This is a genomic window from Priestia sp. YIM B13490 (assembly GCF_042787735.1).
GTDB classification, from domain to species: domain Bacteria; phylum Bacillota; class Bacilli; order Bacillales; family Bacillaceae_H; genus Priestia; species Priestia megaterium.
This window is the reverse complement of the sequence record NZ_JBHZOT010000008.1, coordinates 17,040-30,562: the sequence shown is the minus strand read 5'-3', so window position 1 is coordinate 30,562 and position 13,523 is coordinate 17,040. Positions and strand designations below refer to the sequence as shown.

Genomic DNA, 13,523 nt, shown 5'->3' with positions numbered 1-13,523 from the left:
TTACACCCTACTCGTCAATTAAAGCGGTTTCATAAATAGCTGATTTCGCTAAAATAAGACATAGGGAGGTGCTAGTAAGATGAATAGCCAAAGTAAATTACAGGAGACAGAATATGTTCCTTTAGAGCAAGAACTTAAAAGAGAACCATCCATTAATACAAAAAAACGTAAAAATTTGAAAAATGTAGGTTTATTTGCACTATTTGTAGGGCCCGCACTTTTAGCGTTTTGTGTGATTGTACTTATACCATTTTTTACAGGGATTTATTACTCATTTACAGACTGGAACGGAGTAAACGGCACGATTAACTGGGTGGGCCTTGATAACTTTAAGTACTTGTTCACCGAAGATAAGCAGTTTCAGCAGTCGTTTTGGATCACAACAAAATATACGGTCGTTGCGATTATCTTAACGAATGTGGTGGGGTTCGTGTTAGCAATCCTTGTTACTCAAATGTTAAAAACACGAAACATTTTACGTACGGTTTTCTTTATGCCGAATTTAATTGGCGGACTTTTACTAGGATTTGTATGGCAGTTCATTTTTGTAAAAGGATTTGCATCTATCGGACAAATCACGGGAATTTCGCTTTTTGAACTTCCTTGGTTGGGAGACGCAAAAACAGCATTTTGGGGCATCGTGATTGTAAGTGTATGGCAAGGAGCGGGTTATATCATGCTTATTTACACAGCAGCACTGCAAAACGTACCGCAAGAGCTAATTGAAGCAGCAAAAATTGACGGAGCAAGCAGATGGCAAATTCTTCGTCACATTACAATTCCAATGGTAGCACCGGCAGTAACGGTTTGTTTATTCTTAACGATTTCATGGTCATTCAAAGTATTTGATGTCAACTTATCATTAACAAACGGTGGTCCATTTAAATCAACAGAAATGTTAGCGCTTAACATTTATACAGAAGCATTTGTTAATAACAGATACGGTCTAGGTGAAGCAAAAGCCTTAATTTTCTTCATCGTCGTAGCAGCAATTACAATTATTCAAGTAACATACACCAAGAAGAAGGAGGTTGAATCGTGATGGGAAACAAATATACGAGCAAAACCTTTATTGTTGAAATTTTAGCAGTCCTGCTTGGACTAGTGTTCTTGGTACCATTTTATTACGTGCTTTCAAACTCACTGAAGTCATTTGCAGAAATTTTGTCAAACACATCGGCACTGCCGACAACAATTCAGTTTCAAAACTTTGTTAATGCATTCAACCAAATGAATTACTTAAAAGTGCTTAGCAACTCGCTGATCATTACAGTCATTAGTAACGCAGTTCTAGTCATCTTCTGTTCAATGGCAGCTTACATGCTGGTTCGAACAAAGAAAAAAATCAGCAGCATTATCTTTATGGCATTCGTAGCGGCAATGGTTATTCCGTTTCAATCCATCATGATTCCACTTGTAAAAGTAGCAGGAAACTTAAATCTGTTAAACAGCATCTGGGGTATTGTGATCATGTATTTAGGCTTTGGTTCAGGTATGACGATTTTCTTATACCACGGATTTATTAAAGGAATTCCAGTCGAGCTAGAAGAAGCAGCAATCATCGACGGATGCTCACGTCTAGGCGTATTCTGGAGAATTGTGTTTCCGTTATTAAAACCAATTACAGTAACCGTAGTTATCTTAAACAGCCTATGGATTTGGAATGACTTCTTACTTCCGTCTCTTGTTCTGCAAGATCCTGAGCTAAGAACAATTCCGCTTGCCACATTCTTCTTCTTTGGTCAGTATACAAAGCAGTGGGATTTAGCACTAGCAGCACTTGTGATCAGTATTATCCCGCTATTAATCTTCTTCTTTGCAATGCAAAAACACATTGTTAAAGGAATTACAAGCGGTTCAATTAAATAATAGAAACGGCAACAGGGCTGATTTTGATGCTGAGGCGTCAAAATCAGCAGCAAATAGGGAGGAACGGAAAATGGCATTTAAAATGAAAAAATGGCCTTTAGCAGCAGGTGTTTTATCGGCTACGCTTTTATTTTCAACCGCGTGTTCAAACGAAAGTGCATCGGGTAATAAAAAAAGCGGCGGAGATCAAGTAGTAGTAGATGTATTTCAAGGAAAAGTAGAAATCGCTGATCAGCTAAAAGCTTTAACTGATCAATATACAAAAGAACATCCAAACGTAAAGTTTAATATCCAAACGGTTGGTGGAGGAGCTGACGGCGCAGCTGCTTTAAAAGCACAGTTTGCGTCGGGTAATGCACCTGATCTTTTCACAAACGGCGGATATCAAGAGGCAAAAACATGGAAAAATAAATTAGAAGATTTATCGGATCAGCCGTGGATTGATGACGCGTATGAAAACACACTTACACCAATGACGATGGACGGTAAAGTATATGGGCAGCCGATCAGTCTTGAAGGCTACGGATTTACATATAACAAAAAACTGTTCAAAAAAGCAGGCATCAAAGAACTTCCAAAAACATATTCAGAATTAGAAGCAGCGGCTAAAAAGCTGAAAGCTGCCGGTATTACGCCATTTTCTATCGGCTACGGCGAGTGGTGGGTGCTTGGAAACCACGGCTTAAATATTCCATTTGCTAGTCAAAAAGATCCGGATGCATTTATTAAAGGGTTAAATGACGGCAGTACGAAAATCGCAGGAAACGAGCAGTTCAAACAGTATGTAAAGCTGCTTGATTTAACGGTAAAATACGGAAATAAAAATCCGTTAACGACGGACTACAACACGCAAGTAACGAAGTTTGCGAACGGTGAAGCAGCGATGATTCAGCAAGGAAACTGGATTCAGCCAATGCTTGATAAAATTACGCCGAACATGGGTGTAGGCATTTTGCCTATGCCGTTAAGCGATGATGCAGCTGTATCTGACAAGCTTGCAATCGACGTTCCAAGCAATTGGGTTGTTCACAAGCAAGCGCCAGCGGCAGATAAAAAAGCAGCCAAAGATTTCTTAAACTGGATGGTTACATCTAAAGAAGGTCAAAAAGCGTTAGTAGAAGACTTTAAGTACATTCCAGCCTTTAAGTCAATCGAAGCAAAAGACATCGGTCCTTTAGGCGAAGAACTTCTTAAATATTCTAAGGATCAAAAAACGATTCCTTGGGAATGGACAAAATTCCCTGAAGGCGTAACGCAAAAATTTGGAGCGGATGTACAAGAATACATCGGCGGCCAAACATCTGAAGATGAGCTGTTAAAATCATTAGATAAAAGATGGGCTGAGTTGAAGTAATGAAAAAGACAACCTTGGGGTTGTCTTTTTTGTAAGTGCATAAACTGGCAATATAGCTGTATTTATCTAAAAAAATAAAAGGCGGCAGAATTCATGTATTCTGCCGCTTTCTGCGTTATCATTTAACTTCTTGGCCAAAGCATAACGGCTACGCCAAGTAGACACACAAGTCCGCCAATCCAATCATATGTATCGGGCATTTTTTTATCAACCCACCACGCCCAAAACAGGCTTAAAACAATAAAAATACCGCCGTAAGCTGCATATACACGTCCAAAGTCCGGGAACGACTGCCACGTAGCAATGACGCCGTACAGCACCAAAGCAATACCGCCCAGAAGTCCTAACCAGCTTGATGCTCCTTCGCGCAGCCACTGCCAAATCAGATAGCCTCCGCCAATTTCAGCAAGGCCTGCTAAAATAAAAAGAAAAATTGCTTTAATCATAAACTATACTCCTTATATCATCATTCCATCTCTTTATTCTATCTTACTTTCTTAGTTTGATAAATCATTCGTTTGCTTTAAATAAGTACACTGGAAAGCATTCCTTTATCAATTTGTCTTCAAACCTGCTAAACTATTAATAGTATGAGTTTATGTAAAATGTTTGTACGAGTACAAAGAGTCATCCAATTATTGAGGCTCAGCACACTTTTACAAAAGGTAGAAGTTAGCAGGAAATTGACTATTTAAAAGAATAAAACGTTTAACAGTATAAAGCAGTAAAAAGAATGCAGATATAGGGGTTTGGTAAAATGAGTTTAGATCATAAGGTAATACGCATTGAGCTGCCTACGCCATTTCCAATTGGACCAGTGAATGTGTTTTTATTAAAAGCAGACAAGTTAACGTTAATTGATGCAGGTATGAAAACCAAAGAAGCGTGGAATGTTTTTGAAGAGGCGCTTCGTAAAGAAGGATATAAAGTAACAGACATTGAACAAGTGATTCTTACTCATCAGCATCCGGATCACACTGGATTTTTAGAATGGCTGCCGAGTGATATACCGGTTTACGGTCATAAGCTTGTGGAGCCTTGGATTTACCAAGATGAAGAGTTTGTTCAGCAGCATAATGAGTTATACCGTAATTTCCTTATGGAGTTTGGAGTCAGTGATGATGTAATGGATACATGGCTTCGTAAAGCAACGGCTGCAATTCAAGTATATTCACCTAAAGGACAGAAGCTAGCAGGGTATTTGAAAGAAGGAGATACACTTCCGTATGCCAGTGATTGGGAAGTGATTGAAACGCCGGGACATTCCTTGAGTCAGCTGATGTTTTACAATCGAAAAGAAAAAGTCGCGTTTGGCGGAGATCATATTTTGCCAAAAGTACCGTCAAATCCATATTTAGAGCCAACCATTCAAAATCCTAAGCCAACGCCGCTATTGGACTACTTGGCGTCTCTTGAAAAAACGTTAAACTACGACATTGATTTGATCTACAGCGGACATGGTGAACCGCTTGGTGACATTCATTCTTTAATTATGGAACGTATTCAAAAGCAGCATAAATGGGCCCTGCGCGTGTTACAAGTAATGGGTGAAGGAAAAAAAACAACGCTTGAAGTCAGCGCAGCTTTTTTCCCGGATATGTATCAAAAAGCACCGGACTTTATTTTCTCAGAAGTGTACGGCCAGCTTACGTATTTAGAGAAAGAAGGATACGTTGAATTAACAAAAAATCAAGATGGCGTCTTGCTGTGGGAAACTACACGTGTGCTTGCTCCTCAGTCATAACATAAAAAACCAGCTTCTATAAAGAAGCTGGTTTTTATGCTTATAGTGAATGCAAGCGCTCAATGCGTTTTTCAAGCGGCGGGTGAGTAGAGAATAAGCGTGAGAACTTTTCTTTGCCGCTAATTTTAAAAGCAGCAATTGATTTTTGACGGTCATCTACTAATGAAGTAGTATGACGAAGCGATTCTAACGCATAAATCATTTTTTCTTTACCACCGAGTTTAGCTGCAAGCGCATCGGCTTTGAATTCACGTCTTCTTGAATGCCAGAAGATAATTGGGCTGCTTAAGATACTAAAGAGAATCTCAAATACAATCGATGTAAGGAAATAAACAACCATCGCAAACTCTTCTCGCACAAAGTTTGACACCGCTTTGGCTACTAAACGAGAGAAGAAAATAACGAATGTATTTAATACTCCTTGCAGAAGCGTAGTTGTGACCATATCCCCGCTTTTAATATGCGCTATTTCGTGAGCGATAACGCCGCTGATCGCATCGCGGTCCATTCGTTCAAGCATTCCGCTTGAAACGGCAACAAGCGAGCGTCTTTTACTTGGCCCAGTTGCAAAAGCGTTAACTTCCGCTGAATGATAAATTCCGACCTGAGGCATTTTTCTTAATCCTGCAACAGATGCAAGTCGATGCGTTTCTTCTAAAACAAATCGTTCATATTCACCTTGAGGAGAACGTTCATCAATAACTTGAACACCCATCATCCACTTTGCCATCACGCGTGACATCATAAGAGAAATAATCGCGCCGCTGAAGCCGGCAATTACGCTAAATGCCAGCAGGCCGCCGTAACCGCTGCTTCCCATATAGCTTTGAACACCTAATAAAGATGTAATCGTTGTGATTGTGATTAATACTAAAATATTAACGAAAATAAACAGTGAAATTCGTTTTAGCACAAGTCTTCCTCCTTTAACTAATACGTGCATGATAGGTATACGGTTAGTAGAGAAGAAAGGTTTCATTTATTTATTCAAATTTACTAAAAAGATTACTATGTTAAGTGGTTTAATGAAAAAAAGTAAATAAATGGTTGATCGTTTACCATAAATAGTTTATTATGAGTGATATAAAGCTATCTTGTCTTGCAAGGTAGCTTTACTTTAAAAATGTATCTTGTATAACAAGATAGTGAAAAGGAAGAAATCAATATGTCTTTGAGAAGTCAATTGTTAAAAGGAATTTTAGAAGGGTGTATCTTATCAATCATTCAAAAAGAAACGGTTTATGGCTATGAGCTATCCCAGAAGCTTCAACAATATGGATTAAATGATGTGAGTGAAGGTTCGATTTACCCAATTTTACTACGTCTTCAAAAGGAGGGATTAATAAAGGGAGAAATGAAAGCATCGCCTTCGGGTCCTAAACGAAAGTACTATCATCTTACGGCATCTGGTGAGAGCGCATTATGTGAAATCCAAGAGGAATGGATCAACATTCAAAACCCTGTAGATAAATTGTTGAATAGGAGTTTTTACGATGAACGCTAAGGAATTAATTAAATTAAATAATAAGAAGCGAAAAGAGCTGACCAAGGAAAATGAAGAGTACTATGATAATATGCTTGTTTACATTCGAACGAGTGTGTCAGTTTCTGAACAGCAGGCTGAAGAATTATTGATGGAGCTTTTAGATCACCTTATTGACGCACAAGCGGAAGGGAAGCGTGCTGAAGAGGTGTTTGGAGAAAACCTTAAGACGTACTGTGATGAAATGATTAAACAGTTACCTAAAGAACCCTTAAAAAGCACTGCTTTTTTTATAAGCTTTTTATTGTTACAGCTAGCAAGCTTGATGGCTATAGTAAGCGGGATAGGAAATATCGTTGTACATTATGTTAAGGATAGCAGCCAGACTGTTTATATCGGAACAGCAATCGTCACTTTTGTTATTGTTGCAGCTATTATTTCTCTTGATGTTTTTCTGCTTTTAAAATGGATACAAAAATCTGTTTACAAAATTTCGAATAAGATTAAGGACTTTTTTCTACTCTTTGTCTTAATTTTTATTTCTCTTGCCGGGATGTTTTTTTTACCAAAGCTTATTCCACCTTTTGGGTATGTAATAGAAGTTGGAGGTTTCTTATATTTAGCTGCTGGTGCCGTAACACTCATCGTTTTAAGGTGGTTAAATAGTAAATATCAAATTATAAAATGAGATATAGGAAGCAGCGAAATGTATTGTTTAGTCTATAATCAAGAGCATTTTTAAAGAAATTTCATAATTTACGTCTATCTTGGGACAAGACATACTAAAATAATTAAAAAGGTGTTCAACGCATGAACACCTTTTTGGTAACACCATTTAAAAATTACTAACTTTAGTACGTTTAAAAATTAACCTTAGGTTCTGTACCTAATTTAATGCGTTTGAAGTTTTTAATATGCTTCCATGTAATAAAAACAAAAATAACGGCTGCGAATACCATCAATACTACATCACCTATATAGAGTGATACCAAAAAGGCAACCAATGCCCCAATAGGTGAAGACAAGGATACGTATTTAGAAATTTTGAGAGAAATTAAAAAAGCTAGAATCCCTAGAATGAAAGCTAATGGTGAAAATGCAAGGAATACACCAGCGGCAGTCGCTACAGATTTTCCTCCTTTAAACTTTGCAAAAATCGGATAGCTATGTCCAAGAATAGCAATAAATCCAGGGACAAGCATATGCAAGTGACTATTCATCATAAGCGGTAAACAGACAGCTAGCGAGCCTTTTGCTATATCGCCGATCAACACTATAATACCTGCTTTCTTTCCTAAAGTACGAAAGGTATTAGTGGCTCCTAAGTTACCGCTTCCGTGCTTGCGAACATCGGTTTTGTAAAAGCCCTTTCCAATCACTAAAGCAAAAGGAATGGACCCCATTAAATAAGCTAATAAGATAATTATAGCGTTTGTTAATACGTTCATTGTTGGCACCTCAAATTGTGTTGTTATTATTCATTTTATAGCAAGATATCAAGAGTAAAGTTTATTTTGTTTCTGAACACTTCTATTAGTATGTATTGCTTCCCAGCGAGTAAATTGCGGCCTCTTAATAGTGGAAGGTAGCCTTTTATATCTCTACAAAAGATAAACGCGGTAAAAGCAGTCTTTTGTATGGATAGAGGGTGCTAGCTGTTTCGGTAGAGCATTTGTAAATTCAACTATATTTTTAGCGGAATAGCTTCATGACTTTATGTTAAAATATTTTTGGATTTTCAAGCCTTCCTACGTATTAGGACGAATCCATATGTCCATTATAAATATGTAAAAAAGAAAAGAGGATAGGCGGAAAGGCAAAAATAAAAAAACTTGCTACAACAACAGCAAAGTTTTTTGCGCATCAGCCGTTCTGATTTTTTCTACAAAAATAAAAACTTGTAATACAATTTTTAAAATATAACATAAATGTTTAAGGATTAAAAGATATTTTGGGTATATTGTATTAGAAGAAATGTGTTTTAATATTTTTTTATAAAAAACAAGACAAAGAAATTAACAAATCAAAAGAAATATAATAAAATGTAAAACGGTGTTTCGAAATATTAACTTCTTAAAGTTGAAAGGGGTCCTGCACTTGTTGTGGACAGATATCAAAGAACGAGAAGTAGTTATGTACAAAAACTGCCAGGCGAAAATTTTAGAAAAAAAGGTGCCGAATAAAATAGTCGTGCGCAATCTAGAATTCCCGGAAAAAGGCGATTGGATATCAGCCGAGCTTGATTTTGAAGCTGTTGAAAAATTTGAGAAGAGTCGAGAACACTAATACGAAAAACATTTTATAATACTTCTATTTGTTATATAAGAAAAAGCCGAGCTTACATTTTGAGTTCGGCTTTTTTGTTTATATTTAATTCGTTCTCTTCACGAAGAGCTGCTCGTTATTAAATGTAAAACCACGTCTTTTTCCTCTCATTCATTTTCCACTATTACACTAGCCCCGTATAAAAACGTATCTTTATACGGGACTATCGATTTATTTTTAGTACACGTATTTTTGCCGCTTTTTTCATATACAACTGTTCAGAAACAAAACCTCTGTGCATACATTGAAGACAAAGGGGGAGGATACATTGGGAAAAACAAGTCGTATATTGAAATGGGTCAGCGGAGGATTAGAGGCTCTTTGGGGGATTCCCCTCCTAGGCGGCACCTTGGTTATAAGCCTAGCCTACACGCCGCTTATTCTAATGCTCGCATTGCACGTCGTAGGTTTAGTATTTGCGATTAAAACAAACAAAGTTCGGACAGGGCATATCATGGGAATTGTCTGTTCTGCTATTGCGTGGATTCCAATTGTCGGCATGATTATGCATATTTTAACGGCTATTTTCTTACTGATAGAAGCAGCCAAAGATAACGAGCCATCTGAAGACGCAGCATAAAAGAAAAGCCGCCTGATTTTTAGGTGGTTTTTTGTATTTAACACCACAGACTTGGAGGCTATATTGTTTTGGAAAATCCTTTTTATGTTAGAATATTAGAAGTATTTTCTAAAAAAGGGGGTAAACATAATAGGCAAAGCCAATCGAAAAAACAAAAGACTTTTTATAGCAGGACTCATATTAGTCGCTCTTGTAAGCTTTATATTTTTACTATGGAGTAAAGGATGGGTAATTCCTAATGCGATAAGTGCCAACCGCTATGATGTAAAAGGCGTAGACGTATCTTCTTATCAAGGGGAGATTGATTGGAGTGTGCTGAGTAAACAAGATATTCAGTTTGCTTTTATCAAAGCAACGGAAGGAAGTTCATTTCAAGATCCTTTATTTAAACAAAACTGGGAACAAGCAAATCGGAAAAACATGCGGATCGGAGCTTATCACTTTTTTAGCTACGATAGCAAAGGTTCCACACAAGCGGCTAATTTTATCAAAGCGGTCTCTCTTAAAAATAATGATTTGCCTCCAGTGATTGATGTAGAATTTTACGGAGATAAAAAACAAAGCCTGCCGTCTCAGAAACATGTATACAAGGAGCTTTCTAGCATGATTAAACATCTTGAATCTCATTATGACAAGCGCGTCATTCTTTATACGACGCCTAAAGCGTATAACTTGTATATTAAAAACAGATATCCTGAGTGTGATATTTGGATTCGCGATGTTGTGAAAAAGCCTACTCTTGAAGAACAGAAGAAATGGGCGTTTTGGCAGTATACGGACAAAGGGCGGTTAAGCGGCTATAAAGGTAAAGAAACGTTTATTGATGTAAATGTGTTTAACGGAAATCAAGCAGAATTTGAAAAATACTAGTTTACTAGAAAGGTAAGAGATGGAGGAAAAAATAATGCCTACTTATAACAAGCTAGTGCGAGATAAAATTCCCACGATTATTGAACAAAGCGGAAAAACCTTCAAATCACGCGTGCTCCAGCGAGAGGAATATCAACATGAGCTGACGAAAAAGGCAAAAGAAGAACTTCAAGAGTACGTAGAAGCCCAAACGCATCAGGAGGCAATTGAAGAGCTCGCGGATTTACTGGAAGTTATGCAGGCGCTAGCAGCTGTGCACGGGGCCACGCCAGAACAACTTGAGAAAGTGCGTGAGGAGAAGGCCAGGGAGCGCGGGAAGTTTGATGATCGGATTTATTTAGTGGAAACAGAAGAAGTGTAGACCCGTGTTTTGTTATCTTAAATTGGTCACCGTCCTTCCTTAGTATTTCTCTTTTCAATCCAGTTACAAAATCCCCTCTTGAAATTTTGTTCACCAAACAAGTAAACTAAAGACATAAGTTTGGTAAAATTGGGATAAGAAATTCATGAGGTAGGGGAGAACAAGTCGATGGAGATGGATCAAGAGAAATTTAATAAGGTGATTGAAGCGGCAAGGATGTATTATATTCTTGATTATAATCAAAGTGAAATTGCAAAAAAGCTTGGTGTATCAAGGCCTACGGTTTCTCGATTGCTGCAGACAGCAAAAGAAGAAGGCATTGTTCAAATTAAAATTGTGGATTCATCTATCAATAGTGAAAAATTGTCTTCTCAACTTGAACAAAAATTCAATTTAAAAAAAGCAATCGTCACACCGGTGCCTCAATATGAAAATCACATTATTAAAAGTCATCTAGGCGTGGCAGCAGCTGACTATCTCTATGACATCGTAAAAGACGGAGATATTATTGGGGTGACGTGGGGAACAACTCTTTATCAAGTGGCCATCGATTTAAAACAAAAGTATGTGAATGACGTGCAGGTTGTGCAGTTAAAAGGCGGAGTAAGCCATTCGGAAACGAGCACGTATGCTTCTGAAATTATGTACTTATTTGGAAAGGCATACAATACGCCTCCTATGCATCTTCCTTTGCCTGTAATTGTCGATCACGTGGTAGTCAAAAAAGCAATGGAAACGGATCGTCATATTAAGCGCATTTTAGATTTAGGCAAACAAGCCAATATTGCCGTCTTTACTACGGGACCCATTAAAACCGATTCGCTGCTTTTTCAGCTTGGCTACTTTTCCGAACAAGATGTAGAGATGATTTCCTCGCGAGCAGTAGGAGACATTTGTTCACGTTTTTTTGATAAAGATGGACAAATTTGCAATGAAAGCCTGGATGAACGGACGCTTGGACTTGATCTGGAAGAACTAAAGAAGAAAGAGTACGCCATTTTAGTAGCGGGCGGGGATCAGAAAATTGACAGCATTTACGGAGCACTGCAAGGGAATTTTGCAAATGTGCTCGTTACAGATCAGTTCACGGCGCGCTTTTTGTTAGATAAACAAGAGTAAGGGAGATGAAAACGCTGTTTTTTCAAGAGCAAAAGCTTCATCGGATTGAAATAGTAGAAGATATTGTATCTTATTCGGCGTCATCTCTGCAGGCGCAGCGAAACCGGTATCCTTTTCAAACAGACATCTCAAAAGACGGAGTGATTGCCAAAGGAACCACGGGCTATATCATTAAACAGTGGGGAAAAATGTACTTCTCCCCTGATGCTAATCAAAAAGGAATTGAACGGTTTACGCCGCCTGATCAGCCATACGTATTAATTCCTTATAAAAAGGTAAAGAATAAGTACCGAATCATGTTGTCATTTGTGATAAAAGCTGAAAAATAAGGGAAGACTTCCGAGTGCGGAAGTCTTTTTTTATTCACTAAAACAGCAGCTATAAATATTTTTGAACAAATGTAAATATATATGTTTACAATTGTTCAAAGCTATTATATAGTAAGGGTGTAAGTTGTTGAAAACGTTTTAGTGGATGCACAATATGCAGATACTTTTAGGGGGAAAACGTCATGAGAATGGTTGACTTAATTGAAAAAAAACGTAATGGACATGAATTAAATAAAGCTGAAATCGATTTTATTATCGAAGGTTATACAAAAGGGGATTTACCTGATTATCAGCTATCGGCATTTGCGATGGCGATTTACTTTCAAGGAATGACGCAGGAAGAACGCGTGAATTTAACGCAAGCAATGGTTGAATCAGGCGATCAAATCGACTTATCAAAAATTGAAGGTATTAAAGTAGACAAACATAGCACAGGCGGCGTAGGTGATACAACAACACTTGTATTAGGACCTTTAGTAGCTGCGGTTGATGTACCGGTTGCCAAAATGTCTGGCCGCGGCTTAGGACACACTGGCGGTACGATTGACAAACTTGAAGCAGTGCCTGGCTTCCACGTTGAAATTACAAATGAAGAATTCATTCGTTTAGTAAATACGAATAAAATTGCCGTTATCGGTCAAAGCGGAGACTTAACGCCGGCGGATAAAAAACTTTATGCACTTCGTGATGTAACAGCAACGGTTGATTCGATTCCGTTAATTGCAAGCTCAATTATGAGTAAGAAAATTGCAGCTGGAGCAGATGCCATTTGCCTGGATGTAAAAACTGGGAACGGCGCGTTTATGAAAAAGCTTGAAGATGCTGAAGAATTAGCAAAAGCAATGGTTGAAATCGGAAAAGGCGTAGGTCGAAACACAAAAGCAATCATCTCAGATATGAGCCAGCCTCTAGGTTTTGCGGTTGGTAATGCGCTTGAAGTGAAAGAAGCGATCGACACGTTAAAAGGCGAAGGCCCTGAAGATTTAACAGAGCTTTGCTTAACATTAGGAAGTCACATGGTTGTACTTGCTGAAAAAGCAAGCAGCTTAGATGAAGCGCGTGCAATGCTTCAAGAAGTAATTAAAAACGGAAAAGCATTAGAATCGTTCAAAACGTTCTTAAGCGCACAAGGCGGAGACGCTTCTGTTGCAGACGATCCGTCTAAATTACCGGATGCAGCGCACAAAATTGAAGTGCCAGCAAAAGAAGATGGCTACATTTCAGAAATCGTTGCAGAAAAAATCGGCGTAGCAGCAATGAAGCTAGGTGCAGGACGTGCAACAAAAGAATCTGAAATCGACTTAGCAGTTGGTATCATGCTTAATAAAAAAGTTGGCGACCAAGTGAAAAAAGGTGACTCTCTTGTTACAATTCACAGCAACAGCGAAAATGTACAGGAAGTAATGGATATCGTCTACGATTCTTACAGCACGGTCGCTGAAAAAGTGGAAGCTCCAACGTTAATTTATAAAGAAATTCATTAAGAGAC

16 protein-coding genes are annotated in these 13,523 nt (G+C 38.0%); 13 read left to right on the top strand and 3 right to left on the bottom strand.

Features of this window, described 5'->3' with window-relative positions:
* Positions 1–79: 79 nt before the first annotated feature.
* The 3 genes from ACFX4R_RS21400 to ACFX4R_RS21390 all read left to right on the top strand — a co-directional run bounded on the left by ACFX4R_RS21400 (position 80) and on the right by ACFX4R_RS21390 (position 3,223).
* Positions 80–1,042: a carbohydrate ABC transporter permease gene (locus tag ACFX4R_RS21400; protein WP_013057494.1), complete on the top strand. Its 963-nt coding sequence runs from the start codon at positions 80–82 to the stop codon at positions 1,040–1,042.
* Positions 1,042–1,869 carry a carbohydrate ABC transporter permease gene (locus ACFX4R_RS21395; RefSeq protein WP_013057493.1) on the top strand — a complete coding sequence of 276 codons (828 nt, stop codon included), beginning with the start codon at positions 1,042–1,044 and terminating at the stop codon, positions 1,867–1,869. Before ACFX4R_RS21400 ends, ACFX4R_RS21395 begins: the two co-directional genes overlap by 1 nt.
* A 70-nt stretch (positions 1,870–1,939) precedes the next feature.
* Positions 1,940–3,223 carry an ABC transporter substrate-binding protein gene (locus ACFX4R_RS21390; protein WP_377570290.1) on the top strand — a complete coding sequence of 428 codons (1,284 nt, stop codon included), beginning with the start codon at positions 1,940–1,942 and terminating at the stop codon, positions 3,221–3,223.
* A gap of 122 nt (positions 3,224–3,345) precedes the next feature.
* On the opposite strand, the gene ACFX4R_RS21385 is transcribed toward ACFX4R_RS21390, so the two are convergent.
* The gene (locus ACFX4R_RS21385) at positions 3,346–3,669 is read right to left on the bottom strand and encodes a YnfA family protein (protein ID WP_162214445.1); all 324 of its coding nucleotides are present in this window, start codon (positions 3,667–3,669) and stop codon (positions 3,346–3,348) included.
* Positions 3,670–3,980: 311 nt separating this feature from the next.
* On the opposite strand from ACFX4R_RS21385, the gene ACFX4R_RS21380 reads away from it, so the two are divergent.
* Entirely contained in the window at positions 3,981–4,967 is a 987-nt protein-coding gene (locus ACFX4R_RS21380) for an MBL fold metallo-hydrolase (RefSeq protein ID WP_043982729.1), read from the top strand.
* 40 nt (positions 4,968–5,007) lie between these two features.
* Here ACFX4R_RS21380 and htpX read toward each other — a convergent pair whose 3' ends face one another.
* A complete protein-coding gene (gene htpX / locus ACFX4R_RS21375; RefSeq protein WP_043982731.1) occupies positions 5,008–5,880 on the bottom strand; it encodes a protease HtpX in 873 nt (290 codons plus the stop codon).
* Between the two features lie 252 nt (positions 5,881–6,132).
* On the opposite strand from htpX, the gene ACFX4R_RS21370 reads away from it, so the two are divergent.
* On the top strand, positions 6,133–6,471 hold the full coding sequence (locus ACFX4R_RS21370; protein ID WP_013083614.1) for a PadR family transcriptional regulator: 339 nt from the start codon (positions 6,133–6,135) through the stop codon (positions 6,469–6,471).
* Positions 6,461–7,138: a DUF1129 family protein gene (locus tag ACFX4R_RS21365; RefSeq protein ID WP_377570287.1), complete on the top strand. Its 678-nt coding sequence runs from the start codon at positions 6,461–6,463 to the stop codon at positions 7,136–7,138. The genes ACFX4R_RS21370 and ACFX4R_RS21365 overlap by 11 nt, the downstream gene beginning before the upstream one ends.
* A gap of 172 nt (positions 7,139–7,310) precedes the next feature.
* On the opposite strand, the gene plsY is transcribed toward ACFX4R_RS21365, so the two are convergent.
* Positions 7,311–7,898: a glycerol-3-phosphate 1-O-acyltransferase PlsY gene (gene plsY / locus ACFX4R_RS21360; protein ID WP_377570284.1), complete on the bottom strand. Its 588-nt coding sequence runs from the start codon at positions 7,896–7,898 to the stop codon at positions 7,311–7,313.
* 649 nt (positions 7,899–8,547) lie between these two features.
* Between plsY and ACFX4R_RS21355 the strand changes: the two genes are divergently transcribed.
* The 7 genes from ACFX4R_RS21355 (at position 8,548) to ACFX4R_RS21325 (ending at position 13,518) form a co-directional block, all read left to right on the top strand.
* Entirely contained in the window at positions 8,548–8,736 is a 189-nt protein-coding gene (locus tag ACFX4R_RS21355; protein WP_225049418.1) for a hypothetical protein, read from the top strand.
* A 307-nt stretch (positions 8,737–9,043) separates the two neighbouring features.
* The gene (locus tag ACFX4R_RS21350) at positions 9,044–9,355 is read left to right on the top strand and encodes a hypothetical protein (RefSeq protein WP_043982736.1); all 312 of its coding nucleotides are present in this window, start codon (positions 9,044–9,046) and stop codon (positions 9,353–9,355) included.
* A 129-nt stretch (positions 9,356–9,484) separates the two neighbouring features.
* Complete coding sequence (locus tag ACFX4R_RS21345) at positions 9,485–10,225, top strand: GH25 family lysozyme (RefSeq protein WP_377570403.1); 741 nt, start codon at positions 9,485–9,487, stop codon at positions 10,223–10,225.
* 34 nt (positions 10,226–10,259) lie between these two features.
* Positions 10,260–10,586, top strand: coding sequence for a nucleoside triphosphate pyrophosphohydrolase (locus ACFX4R_RS21340; RefSeq protein WP_162214441.1), 327 nt, complete (start codon positions 10,260–10,262; stop codon positions 10,584–10,586).
* A gap of 174 nt (positions 10,587–10,760) precedes the next feature.
* A complete protein-coding gene (locus ACFX4R_RS21335; protein WP_183128468.1) occupies positions 10,761–11,705 on the top strand; it encodes a DNA-binding transcriptional repressor DeoR in 945 nt (314 codons plus the stop codon).
* 5 nt (positions 11,706–11,710) lie between these two features.
* On the top strand, positions 11,711–12,034 hold the full coding sequence (locus ACFX4R_RS21330) for a hypothetical protein (RefSeq protein WP_377570281.1): 324 nt from the start codon (positions 11,711–11,713) through the stop codon (positions 12,032–12,034).
* 182 nt (positions 12,035–12,216) lie between these two features.
* Complete coding sequence (locus ACFX4R_RS21325) at positions 12,217–13,518, top strand: pyrimidine-nucleoside phosphorylase (RefSeq protein WP_162214439.1); 1,302 nt, start codon at positions 12,217–12,219, stop codon at positions 13,516–13,518.
* Positions 13,519–13,523 lie beyond the last annotated feature (5 nt).